The organism is Streptococcus sp. CCH8-H5 (assembly GCF_001556505.1).
Classification (GTDB): domain Bacteria; phylum Bacillota; class Bacilli; order Lactobacillales; family Streptococcaceae; genus Streptococcus.
In genome coordinates, this window is sequence record NZ_LSIZ01000032.1 from 83,199 (window position 1) to 106,614 (window position 23,416).

A 23,416-nucleotide genomic window follows, 5' to 3' on the forward strand; every position below is an offset into this window, starting at 1 on the left:
ATTTCCACACAATCAAAAAATCCCATGAGAGTTCTTATCCTATGGGATTTTTTGCGATAAAGACTAATAAGGCAATGTCATCTGACTCTGGTTTAGGTCCACGGTTAATTCGTAGTCACTATTGTCACGAATAGTGTGTTCAAAGTCTGTGGTATAGAGAACAAGTCGGAGTTTGTCGCCCTTGTTGAGTTTGTAGATGGTTGGTTGCAAGTCCAAGCCGACAGTCATCCATTCATTTGGCGTAACATCTTCAATGGTAAGAAGATCTTTACGATTTTGCAGGTTAAGGTGTCCTTTGGTAATGACACGGTATTTGGCCTGCTTGAATGGCAGTTCACGTAAGGCTTCTTCCTTGAAGAGACGACCGTTATCTAAACTCATGCGTTTGGGTGCAGGGATAGGTGCTAAATACTTCTTGTCACCCATTTCTAGAACTTGGGCCGAAATGAGACCACGGTTTGTGCTAGACTTAACCTTGAGCTCTAGGTGGACACGGCCATTAATCTGGATGTCTTGGTCCAGTTCAAAGTCCAAGGTAATGGCGTTGGCTTTGTCTGCAAAGAGGTCATCTTTGAAGCTTTGGTAAGTCTTACCGTATTTGGCAAAGGTTTTCTCTTCATAATGGTTAGCGATACTAGCTTCAGTCTCACCAAGCTGAATGTGTTTACCATTGTCGTGCCCAAAGTTATCGAGAACCTCCCAGGTCTGTTCAGACTGGTTGTTTTGCCAGATGACAGTAGGCAGTGTGTAGCTGTTATCTAAACCAAGGAGTTTCTGACAAATCAAGGCGTTCATGCTTTCTCGGAAGTCAATAGACTGCCAAGCATTCATGTAAACGTGGGCACCATTGTGGAAGAAGAGGTGTTTTTCAAGAGAGTCTGGAAGAGCCTTGAACATTTGATAGACGTTAATCGGTTTGACGTTCCAATCCTGGCTACCGTGTGTAAAGACTACAGTAGCTTTGACACGGTCTGCGAATTGCACATAGTTGCGGTCATGCCAGAACTGGTTATAGTCTCCATGCTTACGATCAATGGCTTTGCTTAGCTCTTTGAGGTAGGTCTCATAGTCTTTTTGGTGGCGTAGGTATTCTCCAGCTAATAGGGCACGAGAATAGGTGAACTCAGTCAAGGTATCGAGATCTTCACCAGGGTAGCCTCCAGGGCTGACGAGGAGCCCATTTTCACGATAGTAGTCGTACCAAGAAGAAATACCTGCTTCAGCGATTACCATCTCCAAACCGTCAACGCCAGTTGTAGCAAGGGCGTTGGACATGGTACCTAAGTATGAAAGTCCAGTAGTAGTCACCTTACCAGAAGCCCAATCAGCAGTGATTGTATGCTGTCTGCTACGGCTAGTAAAGGCGCGTGCACGACCATTGAGCCAGTCGATGACAGCTTTATAGGCCAGAACTTGTTGATAGTCTCCAGAGGTCATGAAACCTTCTGAGTTGAAGGTACCGACACCGGATACATAGATAGAGGCCACACCACGAGCTAACATGTAATCGTTAAGTGTGTAGGTATCTGTGTGAGCAAAACGCTCCTGAGCCTTTGTGACAGGATTGATAGGCGTAAGGTCTGCTTCAGGTGCCTTGATTTCAGGTTGTCTTAGAGAGATTTTACCTGCTGGTTTGACGAGCAAGTCTCCCTCCATCTTGTGGGTGAGCTTATCTGAAGCAGGCTCATTAGTCCCTTGTTGATAAGGACTTGCGGTCATCATGGCTGGAACTGGGAAGTCCACATCAGGACGTAAGATAGTCACTTTGACCAAGTCTAACTGGGCATCTTTATCGGTGTCTACAGGTGTTTCGACATAAACCACTTCACGGTGAAGCTGATTAGTGTCAAATGTTGCTAAGCTCTTACCATTAAAGAAGACGTAGTCATTACTTACAGGGATTAAATCCTGAGCTACTAACTGATCAATTAAGGTATTGCCAGACTGTGTGCGTGTCGCCAACAATTGATGCAGGTTGTTAAGACTACCATCAAAAGTGATTGGAAAGGCCATTTTCTCTAGGAAAGCCGCACTGTTTGTAAAGTCCACATTAGGGACAAATCCTAGCAGTTGAAGAGCCACCAAACCAAAGACATCAGCAGTCAAAGAACGGTCTGATTGGAAGAAGGTTAGGAGGTCAGTCTCTGTATCAGCAATCCAATTTTTTAAAGCTAAGTCGGTGTCGTCAAAGAAGAGGAAGGACTTGCGAACAAAGGCCTCAAAATTGGCTTTGGCACTAGCATCTAGAGAGACTTCAAAGCCCAAAGAACGGAGTTCCTGACAAGCAATTTCAGGACTAACAGGGATGTAACTAAATTGGTTAAATTTCATATTTAAAAACCTCAAAAATAATACGTAAACATTTCAGAAATATCTTTACATCAGACATTATACTTGATAAAATGATAGATGTCTAAATTATTGTAAAATCGAAAGGAAATAAAGAGACAAATGAATGATTTTCTAAAAGAAGCGTTCACCAGTGAATGGGTCTTGAAATACCTCACTGAGTTTATCGCGACTGCTTTTCTTGTAGCCCTTGGTAATGGTGCCGTTGCCAACGTTGAGCTTAAGGGAACAAAAGGTAACAAATCTGGTTGGATTGTAATCGCCTTTGGTTATGGTTTTGGTGTTATGATGCCAGCCCTTATGTTTGGTGATGTTTCTGGTAACCACATCAACCCTGCCTTCACACTTGGACTTGCTGCTTCTGGCTTGTTCTCATGGGTAGGCGTTCCTGGATACCTTATTGCACAACTTCTTGGTGCCTTTGTAGGTCAAGCTATCGTGGTTTGGGTTCACCAACCTTACTATGTACAAACTGAGAATCCAAACAATATTCTTGGTACTTTCTCAACGATTTCAGCAGTTGACGATCATGATGACACTCCAGAAAATCGTAATCGTGCATGGGCTAACGGTTTTGCCAATGAGTTTGCAGGTTCATTCCTTCTCTTCTTTGGTGCCCTTGCCTTGACTAACAACTACTTTGGTCACAAATTGGTCTCACAAGCAGTCCAATATGGGTATGATAAAGAAGCTGTAACAGGCCAAATGGCGAATGGATCTCTTGCTGTAGCTCACATTGGTGTTGGTTTCTTGGTTTGTGCCTTGGTTCTATCATTTGGTGGACCTACAGGACCAGCCCTTAACCCAGCCCGTGACTTGATGCCACGTCTTCTTCACCACATCTTGCCAACATCAGTTCTTGGTGAGCACAAAGGTGATTCTAAATGGTGGTATGCTTGGGTTCCAGTTGTAGCTCCAATCCTTGCAGGAATTTTGGCTGTATACTTGTTCAAAGCCCTCTACCTTTAATCAATAACAAAAAATCTGAAGTTAGTGCTTCAGATTTTTTTACGCTAAAAATTTTGAAAGTAGCAAAAAAACTGAGAAAGTTTTCTCAGTTACATAGGAGTAGTTATAACTAGGATTGTAGCACCTAAGGTGAAAAGATTCCATAGGACATGAAGTGAGATAGCCACTGATAGATTTTCTCTTTTTTGGTAAATCATAGAGAGAGCCAAGCCCATTCCAATATAAAGGAGGAGGTGGGCAAGGTTGGTAGGCATATGGAATAGGCAAAAGAGACCGGTACTCACTAAAACAGCAACTGTCGAATAAGGAGCCAGCCAAGAGAAAATCCACTTGCGAAAGAGTAGTTCTTGTAAGAAGGCTGTGGTCATCATGCCAATGGCTACTGGTAGGATAGGCGTTGTCGTAAGGGTTCTTTGAAGTTCTGCATGGTAGTTGGTGTGAGTCAGTAGCATAAGATTACTCCCAATAACTCCCATCAGAAAAATAAGCACAAAGCCCCAGATAATAGCTTTGATATCCTTTCGATTTAAGCTAAAGCTGTGAATCAACCCCTCACTTTTAGCCCAAAGATAGGTAATGTAAAAAATAATGAGATTGACAGCGATAATTCCCCAGCTTTCAAGGCTAGTGAAGGTCAACCCAGTCTGATTGTTATATGACGTTGTCATACCTAAAGCCAGGTTTGGGATAGCTATCATCAGCAGTAAAAAGAATCCCTGATAGGTATGTCTAAACGCCAAATGATTGACGAGAGTTTTCATAGTCTCTATTATACTCTAAAATGAGGAAATAGCTAGTCCTAAGGTAAATATAATATAATGATTTTCATAATTTATGTGAAAGAATGTGAAAAAATTACAATCCTGTTTTTTCTTAGGAAAATCCTTGTCACACAGGCTCTTTTCGGATAAAATAGAAAAGAATGGAGGTTGTCATGACGCAATCAGGGAATTTTAAGTTTCACACACCAATCTTTCGTGTGAATAACAGACAAGAAAATATTGATTTTTACCAAAATACATTAGGATTTAAGCTTTTGACTGAGGAAAATGCCCTTGCGGTCTTCACAGATTGGACAGACCGTAACTCACTTTTTGTGATTGAGGAGTCACCAGCTTACCGTTGCCGTGCGGTTGAAGGCCCTAAGAAAATTAATAAAGTGGTTATCAAGGTTTCAGATCCACTTGAGATTGAGTACCTTTTGGCGCGTGATGATCACCAAGCCAAGGCTATTTTCCAAGGGGAAAAAGGGTATGCTTTTGAAACAATCTCACCTGAGAATGGTCTTATTTTGATGCATGCCGAAGATGACTTGTCTACTCTCAAGACAGTTGAATACGCAGATGTTGAAGAAAAAGAAGATTTCAAAGGAGTGTCAGACTTTACGGTCGAGTCTTTGACCTTGAACGTTGTTGATACAGCTCAAGCAGCTTTCTTTTACGACAATCTTTTTGGTGAAGAATTGCCTTTGTCTATCCACTTTGAGAAAGCAGAAGGTCCTGACCTCCAAGTGAGTCCAGACCAGACTTGGGATTTGGAAATTCTAGAATTTAAGGTAGCTGAAGACTACGACTTGGTTGCCTTGCATGAGAAACTTGAAAAGGAACAGTTCTCAAGTTATCTAGATACTAAAGAAAGCCTACTTGCACTGACTGATATGAGTAATATTGAGGTTTGGCTAACAAAATAATGACTAATTTTAAACAAACATTGTCAACAATTACAGACTACATCAAGGCTGACATCTTTCCAGGTGCCAGCCTTGCACTTTATGACGGACAAGATTGGCAGGAGCATTATCTAGGAACTCAGGATGGAAATATTCCGGTAGTTCCAGGACTGACCTATGATTTAGCTAGTGTTTCCAAGGTGGTAGGAGTAGGGACCCTCTGTCTTTTCTACTTGCAGGCGGGAAAATTGGACTTGGACGAGAAACTATCGACCTATTATCCTGCAGTAGTGGATAAGACGCTAACTCTTCGTCAGCTTCTTTCTCACAGTAGCGGCATTGATCCTTTTATTCCAAACCGTGATGAGTTAGACCAAGCTGGCTTGATTTCTGCTATTAATGCCATCAAAGTTAAGGATGATAAACCTTTCTTGTATACCGATATTAATTTTATTCTCCTAGGCTTGATGCTTGAGAAAGTCTCTGGACAAACACTGGATAAGCTCTTTGACAGCGAAATTTTTCAACTTTTTGGTATGACTGAAACACGGTTTGGGCCAGTTGAGGTTGCTGTTCCAACTGTTGAGGGAATTCCGGGAGGAACTGTTCACGATCCCAAGGCTCGAGTGCTCAAAGAGCATACAGGTTCAGCAGGCCTCTTTTCAACCCTAAAGGACTTAGAAATCTTTGTTGACCATTATTTGACGGATGATTTTGCTAAAAATCTGACGCAGAATATCAGCCAATCCAATAAGGAGCGCAGTGTCGCTTGGGACCTTCAAGGCGATTGGATTCTTCATACTGGTTATACAGGTACCTTTGTGCTTATCAATATCCCAGCTCAACGTGCAGCTATTTTCCTCAGTAATCGTACTTACTACAAGGATGAGAGAGCTCAATGGATTAAAGACAGAGATGTTTTAATTGAGATAATGAAGAAGGAGCTGATTCGTGAAACGGTCGAGTAGACATTCTAAGGAAAGCAAACTTGTCCCTTGGTTTTTGAGTCTCCTCTTTTGTGTGCTTAACGGGAGTAGTCTCTTTGTCTGTGGTATGTTTTTTGGGGTGATGGTCGACTTGTTGGCATTTGATAAAGATTCCTTCTATTTAGGTGTTCTTGTATTTTCTTGTATAGTAGTCCCTATAATCGCTTCTTCTTATATCTTGATAAGAGAGATACTATACAAATTGATTCATTGCCTTAGTTATCGTGCCCAACCTGATTTGAAAGTCATTCGTATGAGGAGAGGATTTGATATTCACTTTCCTGTATTTGAAAAGTACAGTCAGGACTATAAGTTACTCTACAAGAAGCGTTCCAAGAAGCTTCAAATAGGGTATTTGCTTATATGTTTAGGATACTTTAGTGGACTTAGCCTTATAATGATTACCTTTACAGTTCTATTGAGAGGACTGTTTGAGCTCCTAGAACTAGAATCAAAACTGTCATCTTCTGAATATAAACAATTTCTTGGTTTTTTGGTCTGCATGGGAGTGTTTGTCCTTCTTTTTAAAGGGCAGAAATACTGGAAAAAGATCGTAGAGACATTAAAGAAAAGAGAATATGTATCAGTTCTTGCTGTCGAGCATGGCTATCCTATATCTGCGACAAAAGAAGAAGCTTAAGCAGTTGACCTACTGCTTAAGCTTTTTTACTTAGTAATGATTTTTCAACAGTAATGTGTTGGATACCAGCCTCTTCAAAGATTTTACCGACTTCCTGATAGCCATTATTGAGGTAGAACTTAAGTGCCCTGAGTTGAGCATGGAGAGAAATAGTCTGGAAGCCTTGCTCTTGTGCAAAATCTTCAGCTTCTTTCAAGAGAATGCTTCCCAGACCTTGGCCTTGGTAGGCCTCGAGCACCGCCATACGTTGGAGGGTAAGCTGAGTCAAATCTTTATTAGGCAGTAGGCGTACGGTTGCTGCAGCCTTGTCTTTATCATCGTATAAAACAAAGTGAATACAGTAGGCTTCATTTGCGTCAATCTCGATAGAGTGAGGAACTCCTTGCCCTTTAACGAAAACGGTGTTCCGAATAGCCACAGCATCTAGATAAGTCTCTGAAAGTGTATCTCTTGTATGTTTGATAATCATAGAACCAGTGTAACAAAGATTCTAGTATATCGTCAACGAAAAAAAGCTTGATGAGAGGAGTAGTCATCAAGCTCTTTATCTTGTTTTATTCATTTATCTTTCGACCGTTTGTATCTTGGATAGGACGGTTATTTTCAAATCCAAGGGTTTGAGTGAATTTCTCCACTTGTTCCTTGCTGACAGTTTCTTGATTCTTGAAGACAATCCAGTTAACACCTTCAGTACATGGAGGTGTTGTTAGGGAACCTTCAAAGTTGTAGTAGTCCTTGTCTTCAGGATAGAAATCATCAAGTGAGATGGCCTGAGAAAGCTCAGTTTCAGTATTGGCCGCCTGAGGCATTTTGTCCCAGATTTGTTTTAAAGATTGATTTTCATCGCCATAATTATAGAGAACGGAGACAACTGTGATTTTCCCATTATCTGTTTTATAGACGAAGTGCCCCTCTAGAGGATAAGTCTGACCATCAATTTCATTCTCAGCTGGTGCGTGAAAATGGAACTGTTGCAACTTGTAAACTTCGTTACCAATCGTTAGGGTATTCTTTGGATTTTTAAAGCTGACTTCAATAGTATGCCCGTTATTTTCAACTTGAGCTTCTGATTCTTGATTATTAAGGTCTAGTTCTGGAAGATCAACGTCCTCAGCTCCGGTGATATTGATCGGAGATTGTTCTTTACCATTTTTGCTGAGTTCATAATCTTTCGAAAGGTCACCCCAATGGTCTGGACCAGTAGAGCCAGTATAACCCCATTGAACGTCCTTGGACTTTGAGTTTTCGGTTTTGGTCTCGGATTGGCAGGCTACGAGTAGGACTGTACTTGCTACGAGAGCTACTAATCCTATTAGCTTAAAACTTTTCTTATTCATCTTTCTTCCTTGTACTCTTTTATTTTATTGTCATACTAGTTGACCTGTTATTTGTAAACTAGCAGTTAGACAGTGATAGAGTGTCATTTCTCTGAGGTGCTTCTGAGAGTGAAGTGTTTGGAGAAACCAAACGGAAACGCTTTTATTTTATAGCTAATCTGAGAAAAAGTCAAATGTAAATTATAGTAGATTTAGAAAAATGTAATGAAAACAAGTGTTTTAAAAAAGAAAAGAACTCGCAATTGCGAGCTCTTTATTCGTTTTTATCCCAAAGCGTCGTCCATTGAAAGAACTTCGTGGAAGACACGTTGTGTCAATTCAGTTTTTTGTTCTGGAGTGAGGTATTTAGTGTTTACACAGTATCCAGAGATACGTACGATAACATCTTCACCGCTCATGATCTTTTCATAAACGTCTGACAAGTCCATTACGTTCAAGTTAACGTGTTGTCCACCATTTTCGAAGTATCCGTCGAGGATAGTTACGAGGTTATCAACTTGTTCGTCGTGAGTCTTACCAAGGGCACGAGGTGATACTTGAGTAGTAAGTGAGATACCGTCAGCTGCATAACCGAAGTCAAGGCTTGCAAGTGAGTTCAAGTTTTGCAACCATCCACCTTTAGCTTTGTTAGATGGGTTAGCACCTGGTGAGAAGAATTCCAATTTAGACAAGTTCACTGAACCATCTTCGTTGAGGTATACCCCTTTGTGAACTGGAGAGTTACCAGTTTGTTTAGAGTAAGCAACGTTAGAAGTGATTGTAAGAAGTGAAACTGTAGCTTCTGCATCTTTGTAGAGTTTGTGGCTACGAAGACGAGTAGTGTAAGCTTCAATCAACCATTCTGCCAATTCGTTTGAACGTGGGTCATCTTCGCCCCAACGTGGGTAGTCACCGATTGTTTCGTAGTCGTAGATGTAGCCATCTTCGTCACGGATTGGTTTAACTGTAGCGTATTTGATTGCTGACAATGTATCAACAGTATTTGCGAAACCACAGATACCGAATCCCATGTTAGCACGTTGTTTAGTTGGCAAGAAGGCCATTTGAACAGCTTCGTAGTTGTACTTATCAGTCATGTAGTGGATGATGTTAAGGGCATCTACGTAAGTGTCAGTCAGCCAATCAAGAGATTTTTCGAAGTTAGCTTTAACAGTGTCAAAGTCAAGAACTTCATCACGGATTGGATCGATGTCAAATACTTTGTAGTCTTTATGAACATCGTCATAACCACCGTTCAAACCAGTAAGAAGGGCTTTAAGTACGTTAACACGAGCACCGAAGTATTGGATGTTGTGGCGTTGTTCTTCGTTTTCTGGGTCAAGTGGTGATACACAACATGAGATACAGCTCATTTCACCGTATCCGTCTTTAGCCATAGTAGTCACACCTTCGTATTGGATAGAAGAGTGCTTGTGGCTCATGTGCATACAGTAGCGACGGAATGAGTAAGGCAATTTGTCAGTCCAAAGAACTGTCAAGTTTGGTTCTGGAGAGTTACCGATGTTGTCAAGAGTGTTCAAGAAACGGTAGTCCATCTTAGTAACACGGTGACGTCCGTCAGCACCCATACCAGCCATTGAAGTTGTGATGAATGTTGGGTCACCTGAGTACAATTGGTCGTAAGCTTTTGTACGAGCAAACTTAACTGTACGAAGTTTCATAACGAAATCATCAACGAATTCTTGGATTTCTGATTCAGTGTAAGTACCACGAGCCAAGTCACGTTCAGCGTAGATATCCAAAACGATTGGCACACGACCAAGTGAAGTAGCGGCACCGTTGATGACACGACATACGGCCATGAAGGCGATGTTTGTCCATTGGATAGCTTCTTTAGTATCGAAGGCAGGACGACGAACATCTACACCGTAAAGGTCACCAAGGCGAACAACGTCTTGAAGTGCTTGGTATTGAAGGTTAACTTCTTCACGAAGACGGATAGTTTCTTCGTCGATTTCTTTGATAGCATTCCAGTCGTTAACTTTTTCTTGCATCAAGTAGTCAGCACCATAAAGGGCAAGACGAGCGTAAACCCCAATGATACGTCCACGTGAGTAAGCATCTGGAAGACCAGTAACTGTGTGAGCGTGACGTGCACGACGGATGTTTGAAGTGTAAGCACGGAAGATACCATCGTTAACTGTAGTCACGTATTTTGTGAAAATTTCGTGTACAGCTGGGTCTGGTTCATAACCGTGTTCTTTCAAAGCAGTTTCCGCCATACGGATACCACCTTTAGGCATGAAGTTCAATTTGAAGAGCTCATCATTTTGGATACCATAGATAAGTTCATCTTCTTTTGAAATGTACCCTGCGTCAATGTCAGCGATTGAAGTTGGACGAGTATCCATTGGGAAGCGTCCTTCAGCTTCATAGCCTGCTTTAGTTTCATCTACGATTTTTTTAATTTTTAGAGAGCGTTTAGTTGGTCCTGCAAGGAAGCTTTCGTCACCATCATAAGGTGTGTAGTTTGCTTGAACGAAACGTGAAACGCTAGCTTTTTCTTTCCAGTCAGTTCCTTTAAAGCCTTCCCACGCTTTTTCAAAAACATCTGTGTTGGTTTTAACCGTTGCCATAGTTTGGATCTCCTATAATTCTAGTAACAAAATCATCTGTTACATTCTCTAGAAGTATTCTATCACACAGTAAACGCTTACACAACTTTAAAACTCCGTTTTTAGAGACATTCTTTTATAATACAGTTTTGAAAACGATAAATCTGTATTATAAATTTCTGTTTTTTGATAGATTTTGGTATCATAAGGGGAGAATGCTTTGTAGTCCCAAAGTTTTATGTGAAAAGCTTTACAATGAGATAAATCTGAGAAAGGAGGCAGGGAGCCATGTTAGAGTTTCCTCTAATAAATGATACCAGTCGGAAAATCATCCATATTGACATGGACGCCTTTTTTGCTCAGGTCGAGATGAGGGATGACCCCAGTCTTAAGGACAAGCCGGTTATTATCGGTCATGATCCTAGAAAAACAGGGGGACGTGGTGTGGTATCAACTTGTAATTATGAGGCTAGAAAATATGGTGTCCATTCAGCCATGTCTTCTAAGGAAGCCTATGAACGTTGTCCTAACGCTGTCTTTATCTCAGGAAATTATAGCCATTACCGAGAGGTAGGGATGCAAATTCGTGAGATTTTTAAACGCTATACTGACTTGGTTGAGCCTATGTCTATCGATGAAGCCTATCTTGATGTGACGATAAATAAACTTGGTGTCAAATCGGCGGTTAAGGTAGCCAAGCTTATCCAGTATGATATCTGGCAGGAACTTCACCTGACTTGTTCAGCAGGCGTTTCCTATAATAAATTTATCGCCAAACTAGCCTCTGATTTTCAAAAGCCTGCTGGTTTGACGGTGGTACTTCCAGAGGAGGCTCAGGAATTTTTGGAAAAGCTCCCTATTGAAAAGTTTCATGGGGTAGGTAAAAAGTCAGTTGAACGTCTTCATGACATGGACATCTACACCGGTGCCGATCTTCTGAAGGTTCCTGAGATGACTCTGATTGATCGTTTTGGACGTTTTGGATTTGATCTCTTTCGAAAGGCTAGGGGGATTTCCAATAGTCCTGTTAGGCCCAATCGTGTCCGTAAATCTATCGGAAGTGAGCGAACCTACGGCAAGCTTCTTTATAATGAAGATGACATCAAGGCTGAGTTGACTAAGAATGCTAGGCGAGTAGCTGAAAGTGCTCAGAAAACTAAAAAAGTCGGACGTATCATAGTCATCAAGGTCCGTTATTCGGATTTCTCAACCTTAACCAAGCGTATGACCTTGGATAAATCGACCAAGGATCTCGACACCATCGAAAGGATTGCTCATACCATTTTTGATCAACTGGAGGAAAATAGCAGTGGTGTTCGTCTCTTAGGTGTTACTCTGACAGGTTTGGAAGACCAAGAGGGCAGGCAGTTAGATTTGGATGATTTGGAGTCATGATTTAAAAACAATATAATAGGTAGAGTTTTTGCTTCATACCCTGAAAAGTGACCTTGAAGAATCATCAGACCTATGCTATCTTAAATAGTAACCAATAGAAATGAGGGAATAAAAGTAATGAAAAAAGTTTTTACTTATCTGGGCTTGATTTTAGCAACCTGCTTGGTTCTTGTAGCCTGTGCTTCCAATAAACCAGCTGAGAAGAAAAAGGCGACACCAACTCCGACAGAACGTGCCAAGGCTGATGCGACGATTTTGATTGACACCATGCTTGGAAAATCTAGTAACGGTTTTTCAAAACTCTACGGTGAAAATTACGAAACCTGGACTGAAACGAATGTTTTTGAAAAACAAGTTGCAGATACTATCGAAGAAAAGGGGTATACACCGGAAGAAAAGTATACGTTTAAATACATTGAAGGCTATGATGCCAAGACTCCAACTCAAGTACTTTCTAAGTTCCTTAAGGTCCGTCGTAATATGATTGGTAAGATTCAGGACTATAAGCTGAAGGATGTCAAAGTTAAGGGAAATGATGCGACAGTTACCTTTACTTCACGTTCTGTTAGTGCCTATGGAGCTGCAGCTGCTGTTCGTACTCTCCTTATGAGTCTCTATGACAACGACATAGACAAGTTGAAACAATGGAATCAAGCTGATAACAACGATGTGGAAAAAGGTAAGGCCAAAGATCTCACAACGAAATTCCTTTATGGTGAAAACTTTAACGGTGATTTGACGCAATTTAAGGACATTGATAAAGAAATATCCTATACACCTTTGACAGGTGCTGATAATCTGGAAAAGACCTTCAAGCTTACCAAAGATGATGGTGGAAACTGGACTATTTCTGTAGAAGATTATAAAGAGCTTGCCGAAGCCTTGGTCGACCATGACGAATCAGGAAGCAGAGCCGTTTACGCTGAACGCATCCATAAGAATTTATCAGATTATCAACCTGAAGACAGTAGCGATTCAAGCAGTAAGTCATCAAGTAAGGAAAAATAGAGTTTTATTGCATTTGATGTTAAACATGTACGGAAAGCTTTTTTGGACGAGAAGAGTTGTCACACCAGTGGCAGCTCTTTTCTTATTGTTCGTTGTATCGATTCCCCTATAACCTTTATCTATCACTTCTTAGGATTTTATTATTAGACGAGTTTGTAGGAAGATGATAAACTGTTATCACTAACTATTAATGAAAGTATCGAGGATTATAGATATGAAAAAATGGCTTGCAGGTTTAGGGATTCTTGGCTTGTCAGTTTTGACTTTGGCTGCTTGTGGAAACAAGAGTGATAGTAAGGCATCTGGTGAGAAACAGACGATTACTGTTGCGACGGATTCTGATACGGCGCCTTTCACTTTCAAAAAAGGTGACGACTTCAAGGGTTATGATATTGATTTGGTCAAGGCTATTTTCAAGGATTCAGACAAATATGAGGTCAAGTTTGTGACGACACCTTTTGATTCCATCTTGACAGGGGTGGATTCTGGACGTTATCAGATTGCGGCTAACGACTTCAACTACAATGAAGAACGTGCTCAGAAATATGGTTTCTCAGATCCGATTTCACGTTCTAACTATGCCATCACTAGTGCTGAGGGTACCAAGTATACTAGCCTAGACGATTTGTCTGGTAAGACGACAGAGGTGCTTCCTGGCTCTAACTATGCTCAGTTGCTTGAAAATTGGAACCATGCCAATGCGGACAAGACACCAATTACTATCAACTATGCTTCTAGCTCAACGGGTCTTTCAACACGTATTCAACACATTCAAGAAGGAAAAATTGACTTTATCCTTTATGATGCGATTTCGTCTGAGTACATTGTCAAAGATCAAGGCTATAAGTTGACAGTAAACAAGATTAAAGACGATATCGGTATGAAGACTGATGGTCTTGAATATCTTCTTTTCTCAAATGATAAGCAAGGTAAGGAACTCAAGACTTTTGTCAATAAACGTATCAAAGAGCTCAAGAAGGATGGAACACTTGCCAAACTCAGCAAGGAATACTTCGGTGGCGATTACGTCAGTGATTTGAAATAATACGGTTAAAAGTTGAGACTGCTGTCTCAGCTTTTTGACGTTAATAAAGCTGAATTATCAGTGATATGATTTCCTTATCACTTTGATAAGAAAAGACTATTTCACAGACTTTCTGAGTCATGCTAAAATGAATATTATAAAATTTATGATAAGATATTTGAACGGTTAGCACTAGGCTAACCGACTTTTTTAGAAAGAAAGGGCGACATTGTGAAAAAGAGTATAGAAGCATTTAATCGGTCACCTTGGTATCTCCAAGTTATCCTTGGCTTGGTTGGTTTGGCAGTAGCTGTTGCTTTAGCCATTCTCTTATCATGGCTAGTGGAAATCCTTTGGGGCTATGTTTTGCAACTGGTTACGGTTGTCTTCAAATGGATTTCATCTTGGATGCCAGCTGGTAAGCTCTTCTCATGGAAGGCAGTCTTTGATGCTGTTCCTAAGATTGTGGAACGCTTGCCTTTAACTTTGGGATTGACTATTGCAGGTGCCTTCTTCGGTTTGATTTTGGCCCTTGTCTTTGCGGTTGTTAAAATCAATCGAGTACGTATCCTTTATCCAATTCAAGCCGTTTTTGTGAGCTTCTTGCGTGGGACACCAATCCTTGTCCAACTCATGTTGACTTACTATGGTATTCCACTCTTCCTTCGTTACTTGAATGGTGAGTTCGGTTTAGATTGGAACATTAATGAGATTCCACCAGCTATCTTCGCTATTACAGCCTTTGCCTTTAATGAAGCAGCTTACATGAGTGAGACCATCCGTGCAGCGATTCAGGCCGTTGACGCTGGGGAAATCGAAGCTGCCCGTTCTCTTGGGATGACATCAGCACAAGTTTACCGTCGTGTCATCATTCCAAATGCGGCAGTTATTGCGACACCAAGTTTGATTAACAGTTTGATTGGTTTGACTAAGGGAACATCACTTGCCTTTAGTGCAGGTATCGTCGAAATGTATGCACAGGCTCAAATCTTGGGTGGTGCCGACTACCGTTACTTTGAACGTTATATCTCAGTTGCCCTTGTATACTGGGCAATCTCAATCTTGATTGAGTACATTGGTCGTTCAGTTGAAAATCACATGGCCATTAAGGCTCCTGAAGCGACTGACATTTCTGGCATTGGAGGTGACCGCTAATGATTAGTATCAAAAATTTGACCAAAGAATTTTCAGGACAAAAGGTTCTTGATGGCATTGATATTGACATTGAAAAGGGTGAAGTTGTAGCTCTTGTTGGTGCCTCTGGTGCAGGTAAGTCAACAATCCTTCGTAGCTTAAACTATTTGGAGCAACCTGATTCTGGTACCATTACCATTGATGATTTCAAGGTAGATTTCGAAACAATTACCAAAGAGCAAATCCTTACTCTTCGTCGTAAGTTGTCCATGGTGTTCCAACAGTTCAACCTCTTTGAACGTCGTACAGCCTTGGATAATGTTAAGGAAGGTCTTAAGATTGTTAAGAAACTTTCTGACGACGAAGCTACCAAGATTGCTAAAGAAGAGCTCGCTAAGGTTGGGCTTTCTAATCGTGAAAATCACTACCCACGTCACTTGTCGGGTGGTCAAAAGCAACGTGTGGCCTTGGCTCGTGCCCTTGCAATGAAGCCTGATGTGCTCTTGCTTGACGAACCAACATCTGCCCTTGACCCTGAGTTGGTTGGTGAGGTTGAAAAATCAATCGCTGATGCGGCTAAGTCAGGTCAAACCATGATTTTGGTCAGTCACGACATGAACTTTGTTTATCAAGTAGCTGACAAGGTGCTCTTTCTTGAAAAAGGGCATATCCTTGAACAAGGAACACCTGATGAAATCTTTAACCATCCAAAAGAAGAACGAACAAAAGAATTTTTCGCTTCTTATTCAAAACAATATCTTTAAGATGGGATTTTTGTTACAATAGAAAAGGTAGTGGGATAGGACTACAGTTTAGTCCATAGTCAAAATCCCACAAGGATGATTAGGAACTTTTGAATGTTTCAAAGGCGACTATAGTCCAATCAGAGGCTGCATCGTGCAGTTATTACTAGTCGAATTTAGAGGTTGGAGAATGTTATCTCAGCCTTTTCTATTTCTCACTTTAGGATGATTTATGTTATTAAATATTTTTAAATTTTATCTCTTAGGCCTTGTGATTGCTTTCTTTGTGTGCTTGGTGATTGGTGCCATTTGGCTTGGATGGCGTGCCTTACGTCGTGCAGACAAAACTGTTAAGGAGCGTCAAGGTGCCCTCTATGATGCTATTATGATGTCGATGGTTTCGATTCCAGTTTTGGCATTTGCTTTTATGGCGATTCTTATCGTGCTGAATGCATAATTCTAGCTTTGTTGGCACATTAGGTGTAAGATATCTCTACAAGAAAATCATATAAGGAGTTACTCATGTACGATACAATTGTTATTGGAGCTGGTCCTGCGGGGATGACTGCAGCACTTTATGCAGCTCGTGCCAACCTTAAAGTGGCAACTTTGGAGCAAGGTGCTCCTGGTGGACAGATGAATAACACGTCTGATATTGAAAATTACCCTGGTTTTGAAAGTATCTCTGGTCCAGAATTGTCAATGAAGATGTTTGAACCCTTGGAAAAATTGGGTGTTGAAAATCTTTATGGTATTGTGTCTGGTATCGAAGACAAGGGTGACTATAAAGTTGTCAAAACTGGTGATGAGGAGTACCAAACCAAGACAGTTATTATTGCGACTGGTGCCAAACACCGTCATATTGGTGTTGCTGGTGAAGAAGAGTACAACAGCCGTGGTGTCTCTTACTGTGCGGTGTGTGATGGTGCCTTCTTCCGTAATCAAGACCTCTTGGTTGTTGGTGGTGGAGACTCTGCCGTTGAAGAAGGAATTTATTTGACACGCTTTGCCAATAGCGTGACCATTGTTCACCGTCGTGATGAATTGCGTGCCCAAAAGGTTCTTCAAGACCGTGCCTTCGCCAATGAAAAGGTCAAGTTTATCTGGGATTCAGTCGTTGAAGAAATCAAGGGTGATGATATCAAGGTTCGTAGTGTTGATATCAAGAATGTCAAAACTGGTGAGGTGACTAACCACGAATTTGGCGGTGTCTTTGTTTATGTGGGACTTGATCCGGTTTCAGATTACTTGACAGGTCTTGACATCACTGACCAAGATGGTTGGGTAACTACAGATGATAAGATGGCGACACGTATTCCTGGTATCTTTGCCATTGGGGATGTCCGCCAGAAAGACCTTCGCCAAATTACAACAGCCGTAGGGGATGGTGCCACAGCTGGTATCGAAGCCTACAACTACGTGACTGCACTTGGTGATAAGTAAAATAAATGGAAACTCGGGAGGTTCTCGAGTTTTTTGTGTGGTCTTGTAGGTATTTAGCATGACTAGATTTCTTTGTGGCAACATCTATGTGTAATTTTTTGTTATAATAGAAAAGTCTTACTAAAAATCAGTAAAAACGAGGTGACCAACTTGCGTGTTGTAGCAGGTGATTTTGGCGGGCGTCCGCTTAAAACGTTAGAAGGCAAAACGACTCGTCCAACAACGGACAAGGTCAAAGGTGCTATTTTCAATATGATTGGTCCTTTCTTTGATGGAGGGCGTGTTCTGGATCTTTTTTCTGGGAGTGGTAGTCTGGCCATTGAGGCTATTAGTCGTGGTATGTCGTCTGCTGTCCTAGTGGAAAAGGATCGTCGGGCACAGGCTATTATCCAGGAAAATATCAAGATGACCAAGAGTGAGAAGCAGTTCCAGCTTTTGAAGATGGATGCAGCGCGTGCATTGACACAATTGACAGGTCAATTTGACTTGGTGCTTTTAGATCCGCCTTATGCCAAAGAGCAGATTGTGGCTAATATTACTCAGTTAGAGGAGCAAGGGCTCTTGGCTGAAGAAGTTATGTTGGTTTGCGAGACGGATAAGACTGTGGACTTGCCTGAAGAAATTTCAAACTTTGGGATTTGGAAGCAGAAAACCTATGGTATCAGTAAGGTGACCGTTTACGTGCGTTAGCCTTTGATAGGGAAGTTGTAGAAAGGAATGCTATGACAAAGATTGCTATGTTTACGGGGTCTTTTGATCCAATTACCGATGGGCATGTGGATATCATTGCCAGAGCCAGCAAGCTCTTTGATGAGCTCTATATTGGACTATTTTATAATAAAAATAAGCAGGGCTTCTGGGACATTGAGACTCGCAAGCGTATCTTGGAAGAGGTTGTAGCAGATTTTCCCAATGTCAAGGTTATAACGGCTCACGATAGTCTGGCTGTAGATGTCGCCAGAGATCTTGGGGTGACTTATCTGGTTAGAGGCCTTCGCAATGCGACAGATTTTGACTATGAGGCTAATATGGATTATTTCAATAAGGGGCTGGCGCCTGAGCTTGAAACGGTTTATTTGATTGCTAGTCATGAGGTGACACCAGTGTCATCTAGTCGTGTGCGTGAGTTGATTTATTTTGAGGGGGACATTAGTTCTTATGTTCCTCAAGCAGTTGTTAAGGAAGTGGAGGCCAAGCGTGGCAAACAAGAACGAATCTAAATCACTATTAGGGAAAATTTGGCGTATTAAGTGGTGGTTGCTAAGTATTTTTACGGTACTTTTCCTCCTCTTTTCCCTCTTTTTCCCGCTAAATAATTATTATGTTGAGCTTCCGGGTGGTGCTTTTGATACTAAGGAAGTTTTGACTGTAGATAAGAAAGCTGATGATTCAAAAGGATCCTACAATTTTGTGGCGGTGGCCCAAACCAAGGCGACCTTGGCCCTCATGCTCTATGCTCAGCTTAATGATTTTGCAAAGCTTCAAACGGCTGAAGAGGCGACTGGAAATTACTCTGATGAAGATTTCATGCGTATCAATCAATTCTACATGGAGACTTCCCAAAACCAGGCGATTTATCAGGGCTTGACTCTGGCTGGTAAGGAGGCTAGCTTGGAGTATATGGGTGTTTATGTGCTTCAGGTGGCTGATGATTCTAGTTTCAAGGGTGTCCTTAATATTGCGGATACAGTGACAGCTGTCAATGGCAAGACCTTTGATAATTCTACTGACTTGATTAAATACGTCCAAGGACTTAAGCTGGGTTCAAAAGTCAAGGTCACTTATATGACAGAGGACAAAGAAAAGACTGCCACTGGTAAGATCATTAAGATTGCTAATGGTAAAAATGGTATCGGTATTGGTTTGACGGATCATACTGAGGTCAAGAGTCCTGAAAACGTGAAGTTTAAACTTGATGGTGTTGGTGGACCAAGTGCGGGGCTTATGTTTACTTTGGCTATTTACGATCAGGTGTCTGGTCAAGACCTCAAGGCTGGCCGTAAAATTGCTGGAACAGGCACTATTGAAAAGGATGGGGCTGTCGGTGATATCGGTGGGGCCTACCTCAAGGTGAAATCAGCGGCTGATAGTGGTGCAGATATTTTCTTCGTGCCAAATAATCCAGTAACTAAGGAAATGAAAAAGGCTGATCCGGATGCCAAGACTAACTATCAAGAGGCCAAGGAAGCTGCCAAGAAACTGGGGACCAAGATGAAAATCGTCCCTGTTAAAACAGCTCAAGAAGCCATTGATTATTTGAAAAAGACTAAGTAAGAAGAGAGAGTAGGACAGGCAGAAATCCATGATTTTTGTCCTAGTCTTACTCTCTTTTTAAGGTCAAAGTGTTATAATAGTCTTTATGAAAAAACGTTATAGAACAGTCAATGATTACTATCGTGAAATTTTTGGCGAAAAGATTTTCAAACTTCCTATAGATGCGGGCTTTGATTGTCCCAACCGTGATGGAACAGTGGCTCATGGTGGCTGTACCTTTTGTACGGTATCGGGGTCTGGGGACGCCATTGTAGCTCCTGAGGCACCGATTCGTGAGCAGTTTTACCATGAGATTGACTTTATGCACCGCAAGTGGCCAGAAGTTCAGAAATATCTGGTTTATTTTCAAAATTTTACCAATACCCACGCTCCGCTTGAGATTATCAAGGAACGTTACGAACAGGCTATCAATGAGCCTGGTGTTGTTGGCATCAATATCGGTACTCGCCCAGACTGTTTGCCAGATGATGTGATTGATTATCTGGCAGAACTCACAGAACGTATGCATGTGACTGTTGAACTTGGTTTGCAGACGACTTATGAAGAAACGTCAGAACTCATTAACCGAGCACACAGCTATGAACTCTATGTGGAGACGGTTAAGCGTGTGCGTGAGCGTGCGCCCAAGGCTGAAATTGTTTCGCACCTGATTAATGGATTGCCAGGGGAAACTCACGAGATGATGGTGGAAAATGTTCGCCGTTGTGTGACGGACAATGACATTCAGGGAATCAAACTCCACCTCCTCCACCTGATGACCAATACCCGTATGCAAAGAGATTACCACGAGGGGCGTCTTAAATTGCTGAGTCAGGAAGAGTATGTGTCAATCATCTGTGACCAGTTGGAAATCATCCCTAAGGATATCGTCATTCATCGGATTACTGGTGATGCGCCGCGAGATATGTTGATTGGTCCTATGTGGAGTCTCAACAAGTGGGAAGTCCTTAATGCCATTGACAAAGAGATGGAACGTCGTGACTCATGGCAAGGGTGCAAAGTAGCTAGCGAGCAGGAGGAAAAAGCATGATTAAACGACCCATTCATCTATCTCATGACTTTCTAGCAGAAGTGCTGGATGATGAGAGTCTAGCTATCGATGCGACCATGGGAAACGGCAATGATACAGCCTTTCTGGCTGGCCTTGCCAAGAAGGTTTATGCCTTTGACGTGCAGAAACAGGCGCTTGAAAAGACCAGTCAACGCTTGTCAGACCTGGGAATTGAAAATGCGGAACTCATTTTAGATGGTCACGAAAATCTGGACCATTATGTCACGGAACCTATTCGAGCAGCTATTTTCAATCTGGGCTACCTGCCATCTGCAGACAAAAGTGTCATCACTAAGCCCCATACGACTCTTGAGGCCATTGAGAAAATCCTTGACCGCTTAGAGGTTGGTGGGCGCTTGGCTATTATGATTTACTACGGTCATGATGGTGGTGATATGGAGAAGGATGCTGTGCTTGAGTACGTTATCGGTTTGGACCAGCGTGTTTTCACAGTCATGCTTTACCAACCCCTTAATCAAATTAATACCCCACCATTTTTGGTGATGTTGGAGAAATTACAATGATTACAGATATTAAAGAAAAACTTGCAGATATGCAGGCCAAATATATTGATAAGCAGAGTGCCGAGGGTACTTTGAAAAAGGTTGATAATCGTAAAACGGCTAAGATCAAGAAAAAGTTAGCTAGTCTTGAGGTCGAACGTTGCCATAAACTTTTGGCTAAGGAAGATGTCACTGCCATTGATAAAAAAATTAGTAAGCAAAAAGAACTATTCTCAAACTGTTGTCATAAGGAAGGGTAGGAGGAGCTATGCATCTATCGTTAGCTTTGCTTGTTCTTCTTTTTAGCTTGATTTTATCGAACGTTATCAATCGTGTCTTTCCACGTCTTCCCCTACCCTTGATCCAAATTATTTTTGGAGTGGGTATCGGTTTTCTTTTTAAGGAACGTGCTTTCGAGCTTGAAACGGAACTTTTTCTAGCTTTCATTATTGCTCCCTTGCTGTTTCGTGAGGGTGAAGAAAGTGATATTACCAGTATTTTACGTAACTGGAAACTCATTCTATTTTTGATTTTTCCAGTCATCTTCGTGTCTACGATGGGAATCGGTTATCTTGCTAAGGCTGTCTTGCCTGCCTCAGTGCCTTTGTCTGCCTGCCTAACCATTGGGGCGGCTCTTGGGCCAACGGATTTGGTGGCCTATTCTGCTATTTCTAAACGCTTTAGTTTTCCAAAGTGGATTAGCTATATTTTGCAGGGTGAAGGGCTTCTAAACGATGCCTCTGGCTTGGTTGCCTTTCAGGTGGCGGTGACCGCTTTGACAACGGGTGCTTTCTCCCTCCTTGATGCGAGCTGGAATTTGGTTATTTCTGTGCTTGGTGGTTTTTTGGTTGGCTTGATTACAGCCTTATTTAATCGTCTCTTTTTGACCATTTTGGATAATATGGATGCTGCAGATGTCACAGGTGCTCTCTTACTAGAGTTGGTACTACCGATTTCCTCTTACTTTGTAGCCGAGGAAATTCATGCTTCCGGAATTATTGCTGTTGTCGTAGCAGGGATTTCACTTGCCAGTCGCTTTAAAAAAATCACCGTTTTTGATGCCAAGTTGGATAGTGTTTCTCATACGATTTGGGGAACCATTACCTTCATGCTTAATGGCATGGTCTTTTTCCTCTTGGGAACAGAACTTCCAACCCTAGCAGCCCCAGTACTGCGTAGCACTACCTACGATAATCTCTGGATGCTTCTTGCTATCGTCCTTTTAACAGCGACCATGTTTGGCATTCGTTTTGTTATGATTAGTGCGGTATTTGCCCAAAGAGCTTGGGGGGCCAAACGATCACTGAAAAAAATCTGGAAGGGTGCTACTCTTTTAACCTTTTCTGGTGTCAAAGGAACGGTCTCAATTGCAACCATCCTTTTGCTTCCGGTTGCCAATATGACGGCTTTGGAACATAGTCTCTTGCTCTTTACGGTAGCGGGTGTCACTTTATTAAGTTTCTTAACAGGTATCTTAGTCCTACCTAAGCTAGCCACTGGACCAGCGCACACAACCAACCATTATATGCAGATTGCCATTCTTAATGATGTGGTCGGCGAGTTGGAAAAAGATCTAAAACAGTCAACTAATCAAGGAGCTGTCTATGCTACTATTGACAACTACAATCAACGCTTGGAAGATTTAATCTTGGAGCAGGAATCAAATAATGTCAAAGAAGAGTTGGCCAATATCCGAGTCATGATTATGGAAATTGAGAGTGAGGGTCTGGAATATGCCTACAAGAAGGGCAAGATTTCAGAACTCGAATACAATCTCTACCAACGTTATATCAAGAGCTTAGAGCGTCGTATTAACCGTGGTTTTGTCTCTAGTCTTTCTTACGCTCTAGCTGTCTTTGTGCGTGGCCTTCGTAGATTGTTGCACTTGGCTCTTACTTTCAAGTTTCGTATTAATCAGGATGAAACTAGGAGGGGTCCTAGGTTGACGGAAGAAAACCGTGACCATATGGCTGAACTTTATTTAACAAATACGGAGCAGATTTTAGAAGCCTTGAGTAATCTGGAAGGTGTTTATCATTCAGAACTCTTGTCTTATTTGAAGCGTAATCGACTTCAAGAGGCTGAAATAATTCAATCAGGTGCTTTTGTTGAGCGGGTTATCACCCACCTTCATCCAGACAATATCGATGAAATGTTACGAGGCTACTATTTGGAACGTAAGGTTATTAACGAGTACGAGCAGGCTGAGCTTATCTCTAGCCGTTATGCCAAGCAGCTTCGTAAGGAAGTCAATACTTTGGAGGATTACTCTCTCAAAGAAACTAGCAACACTTTAACCTATGATATGATTAATCTGGCTCGAGGTCGAGCTTAAG

23 protein-coding genes are annotated in these 23,416 nt (G+C 41.6%); 18 read left to right on the forward strand and 5 right to left on the reverse strand.

Annotated elements, in window-relative coordinates; translation table 11 throughout:
* Positions 1-63 precede the first annotated feature (63 nt).
* A complete protein-coding gene (locus AX663_RS02040; protein WP_060972553.1) occupies positions 64-2,331 on the reverse strand; it encodes a Xaa-Pro dipeptidyl-peptidase in 2,268 nt (755 codons plus the stop codon).
* Between the two features lie 120 nt (positions 2,332-2,451).
* Between AX663_RS02040 and gla the strand changes: the two genes are divergently transcribed.
* Positions 2,452-3,318, forward strand: a complete 867-nt coding sequence (gene gla / locus AX663_RS02045) for an aquaglyceroporin Gla (protein WP_037602504.1) — start codon at positions 2,452-2,454, stop codon at positions 3,316-3,318.
* Positions 3,319-3,407: 89 nt separating this feature from the next.
* Here the strand turns inward: gla and AX663_RS10255 are convergent, their stop codons facing one another.
* Positions 3,408-4,079, reverse strand: coding sequence for a CPBP family intramembrane glutamic endopeptidase (locus AX663_RS10255; protein ID WP_082759636.1), 672 nt, complete (start codon positions 4,077-4,079; stop codon positions 3,408-3,410).
* Between the two features lie 173 nt (positions 4,080-4,252).
* On the opposite strand from AX663_RS10255, the gene AX663_RS02055 reads away from it, so the two are divergent.
* Genes AX663_RS02055 through AX663_RS02065 form a run of 3 tightly spaced genes read left to right on the forward strand, consistent with a single transcriptional unit; the run spans position 4,253 to position 6,613 of the window.
* Positions 4,253-5,008: a CppA family protein gene (locus AX663_RS02055; RefSeq protein WP_022495893.1), complete on the forward strand. Its 756-nt coding sequence runs from the start codon at positions 4,253-4,255 to the stop codon at positions 5,006-5,008.
* On the forward strand, positions 5,008-5,955 hold the full coding sequence (locus tag AX663_RS02060) for a serine hydrolase domain-containing protein (protein ID WP_037599124.1): 948 nt from the start codon (positions 5,008-5,010) through the stop codon (positions 5,953-5,955). Before AX663_RS02055 ends, AX663_RS02060 begins: the two co-directional genes overlap by 1 nt.
* Positions 5,939-6,613 (forward strand): hypothetical protein, encoded by a 675-nt coding sequence (locus AX663_RS02065; RefSeq protein WP_037599125.1) that lies wholly within the window; start codon positions 5,939-5,941, stop codon positions 6,611-6,613. The genes AX663_RS02060 and AX663_RS02065 overlap by 17 nt, the downstream gene beginning before the upstream one ends.
* A gap of 16 nt (positions 6,614-6,629) precedes the next feature.
* On the opposite strand, the gene AX663_RS02070 is transcribed toward AX663_RS02065, so the two are convergent.
* From AX663_RS02070 to pflB, 3 genes are all read right to left on the reverse strand, one after another.
* A complete protein-coding gene (locus AX663_RS02070; protein WP_037599126.1) occupies positions 6,630-7,082 on the reverse strand; it encodes a GNAT family N-acetyltransferase in 453 nt (150 codons plus the stop codon).
* An 85-nt stretch (positions 7,083-7,167) separates the two neighbouring features.
* Positions 7,168-7,950 (reverse strand): carbonic anhydrase, encoded by a 783-nt coding sequence (locus AX663_RS02075; RefSeq protein WP_060972554.1) that lies wholly within the window; start codon positions 7,948-7,950, stop codon positions 7,168-7,170.
* A gap of 263 nt (positions 7,951-8,213) precedes the next feature.
* Complete coding sequence (gene pflB / locus AX663_RS02080; protein ID WP_060972555.1) at positions 8,214-10,526, reverse strand: formate C-acetyltransferase; 2,313 nt, start codon at positions 10,524-10,526, stop codon at positions 8,214-8,216.
* A 267-nt stretch (positions 10,527-10,793) separates the two neighbouring features.
* Between pflB and dinB the strand changes: the two genes are divergently transcribed.
* From dinB to AX663_RS02150, 14 genes are all read left to right on the forward strand, one after another.
* A complete protein-coding gene (dinB, locus tag AX663_RS02085) occupies positions 10,794-11,900 on the forward strand; it encodes a DNA polymerase IV (RefSeq protein WP_060972556.1) in 1,107 nt (368 codons plus the stop codon).
* A gap of 117 nt (positions 11,901-12,017) precedes the next feature.
* Positions 12,018-12,908, forward strand: a complete 891-nt coding sequence (locus tag AX663_RS02090) for a hypothetical protein (protein WP_060972557.1) — start codon at positions 12,018-12,020, stop codon at positions 12,906-12,908.
* Between the two features lie 214 nt (positions 12,909-13,122).
* Complete coding sequence (locus AX663_RS02095) at positions 13,123-13,953, forward strand: transporter substrate-binding domain-containing protein (RefSeq protein WP_060972558.1); 831 nt, start codon at positions 13,123-13,125, stop codon at positions 13,951-13,953.
* A gap of 387 nt (positions 13,954-14,340) precedes the next feature.
* A complete protein-coding gene (locus AX663_RS02100) occupies positions 14,341-15,087 on the forward strand; it encodes an amino acid ABC transporter permease (RefSeq protein WP_095559509.1) in 747 nt (248 codons plus the stop codon).
* Complete coding sequence (locus AX663_RS02105; RefSeq protein WP_002891704.1) at positions 15,087-15,830, forward strand: amino acid ABC transporter ATP-binding protein; 744 nt, start codon at positions 15,087-15,089, stop codon at positions 15,828-15,830. The genes AX663_RS02100 and AX663_RS02105 overlap by 1 nt, the downstream gene beginning before the upstream one ends.
* A 211-nt stretch (positions 15,831-16,041) precedes the next feature.
* Positions 16,042-16,266, forward strand: a complete 225-nt coding sequence (locus AX663_RS02110) for a DUF4059 family protein (RefSeq protein WP_002884393.1) — start codon at positions 16,042-16,044, stop codon at positions 16,264-16,266.
* 32 nt (positions 16,267-16,298) lie between these two features.
* Complete coding sequence (gene trxB / locus AX663_RS02115) at positions 16,299-17,252, forward strand: thioredoxin-disulfide reductase (RefSeq protein ID WP_269449872.1); 954 nt, start codon at positions 16,299-16,301, stop codon at positions 17,250-17,252.
* A gap of 93 nt (positions 17,253-17,345) precedes the next feature.
* Entirely contained in the window at positions 17,346-17,942 is a 597-nt protein-coding gene (rsmD, locus tag AX663_RS02120; protein ID WP_255296715.1) for a 16S rRNA (guanine(966)-N(2))-methyltransferase RsmD, read from the forward strand.
* 32 nt (positions 17,943-17,974) lie between these two features.
* Positions 17,975-18,472, forward strand: a complete 498-nt coding sequence (coaD, locus tag AX663_RS02125; RefSeq protein ID WP_060972562.1) for a pantetheine-phosphate adenylyltransferase — start codon at positions 17,975-17,977, stop codon at positions 18,470-18,472.
* A complete protein-coding gene (locus AX663_RS02130; RefSeq protein ID WP_060972563.1) occupies positions 18,450-19,526 on the forward strand; it encodes a SepM family pheromone-processing serine protease in 1,077 nt (358 codons plus the stop codon). Before coaD ends, AX663_RS02130 begins: the two co-directional genes overlap by 23 nt.
* 85 nt (positions 19,527-19,611) lie before the next feature.
* Positions 19,612-20,556: a TIGR01212 family radical SAM protein gene (locus AX663_RS02135; protein ID WP_060972564.1), complete on the forward strand. Its 945-nt coding sequence runs from the start codon at positions 19,612-19,614 to the stop codon at positions 20,554-20,556.
* On the forward strand, positions 20,553-21,101 hold the full coding sequence (locus AX663_RS02140) for a tRNA (mnm(5)s(2)U34)-methyltransferase (RefSeq protein ID WP_060972565.1): 549 nt from the start codon (positions 20,553-20,555) through the stop codon (positions 21,099-21,101). The genes AX663_RS02135 and AX663_RS02140 overlap by 4 nt, the downstream gene beginning before the upstream one ends.
* The gene (locus AX663_RS02145) at positions 21,098-21,340 is read left to right on the forward strand and encodes a hypothetical protein (protein ID WP_002891697.1); all 243 of its coding nucleotides are present in this window, start codon (positions 21,098-21,100) and stop codon (positions 21,338-21,340) included. Before AX663_RS02140 ends, AX663_RS02145 begins: the two co-directional genes overlap by 4 nt.
* 8 nt (positions 21,341-21,348) lie before the next feature.
* Entirely contained in the window at positions 21,349-23,415 is a 2,067-nt protein-coding gene (locus AX663_RS02150; protein ID WP_060972566.1) for a cation:proton antiporter, read from the forward strand.
* Position 23,416: the final 1 nt, after the last annotated feature.

Excerpts from the sequence above, each read along its gene's own strand:
- AX663_RS02040 (WP_060972553.1), bottom strand. The coding sequence starts at position 2,331 with ATGAAATTTAACCAATTTAGTTACATCCCTGTTAGTCCTGAAATTGCT.
- gla (WP_037602504.1), top strand. The coding sequence starts at position 2,452 with ATGAATGATTTTCTAAAAGAAGCGTTCACCAGTGAATGGGTCTTGAAA.
- AX663_RS10255 (WP_082759636.1), bottom strand. The coding sequence starts at position 4,079 with ATGAAAACTCTCGTCAATCATTTGGCGTTTAGACATACCTATCAGGGA.
- AX663_RS02055 (WP_022495893.1), top strand. The coding sequence starts at position 4,253 with ATGACGCAATCAGGGAATTTTAAGTTTCACACACCAATCTTTCGTGTG.
- AX663_RS02060 (WP_037599124.1), top strand. The coding sequence starts at position 5,008 with ATGACTAATTTTAAACAAACATTGTCAACAATTACAGACTACATCAAG.
- AX663_RS02070 (WP_037599126.1), bottom strand. The coding sequence starts at position 7,082 with ATGATTATCAAACATACAAGAGATACACTTTCAGAGACTTATCTAGAT.
- AX663_RS02075 (WP_060972554.1), bottom strand. The coding sequence starts at position 7,950 with ATGAATAAGAAAAGTTTTAAGCTAATAGGATTAGTAGCTCTCGTAGCA.
- pflB (WP_060972555.1), bottom strand. The coding sequence starts at position 10,526 with ATGGCAACGGTTAAAACCAACACAGATGTTTTTGAAAAAGCGTGGGAA.
- dinB (WP_060972556.1), top strand. The coding sequence starts at position 10,794 with ATGTTAGAGTTTCCTCTAATAAATGATACCAGTCGGAAAATCATCCAT.
- AX663_RS02090 (WP_060972557.1), top strand. The coding sequence starts at position 12,018 with ATGAAAAAAGTTTTTACTTATCTGGGCTTGATTTTAGCAACCTGCTTG.
- AX663_RS02095 (WP_060972558.1), top strand. The coding sequence starts at position 13,123 with ATGAAAAAATGGCTTGCAGGTTTAGGGATTCTTGGCTTGTCAGTTTTG.
- AX663_RS02100 (WP_095559509.1), top strand. The coding sequence starts at position 14,341 with ATGCCAGCTGGTAAGCTCTTCTCATGGAAGGCAGTCTTTGATGCTGTT.
- AX663_RS02105 (WP_002891704.1), top strand. The coding sequence starts at position 15,087 with ATGATTAGTATCAAAAATTTGACCAAAGAATTTTCAGGACAAAAGGTT.
- AX663_RS02110 (WP_002884393.1), top strand. The coding sequence starts at position 16,042 with ATGTTATTAAATATTTTTAAATTTTATCTCTTAGGCCTTGTGATTGCT.
- coaD (WP_060972562.1), top strand. The coding sequence starts at position 17,975 with ATGACAAAGATTGCTATGTTTACGGGGTCTTTTGATCCAATTACCGAT.
- AX663_RS02135 (WP_060972564.1), top strand. The coding sequence starts at position 19,612 with ATGAAAAAACGTTATAGAACAGTCAATGATTACTATCGTGAAATTTTT.
- AX663_RS02140 (WP_060972565.1), top strand. The coding sequence starts at position 20,553 with ATGATTAAACGACCCATTCATCTATCTCATGACTTTCTAGCAGAAGTG.
- AX663_RS02145 (WP_002891697.1), top strand. The coding sequence starts at position 21,098 with ATGATTACAGATATTAAAGAAAAACTTGCAGATATGCAGGCCAAATAT.
- AX663_RS02150 (WP_060972566.1), top strand. The coding sequence starts at position 21,349 with ATGCATCTATCGTTAGCTTTGCTTGTTCTTCTTTTTAGCTTGATTTTA.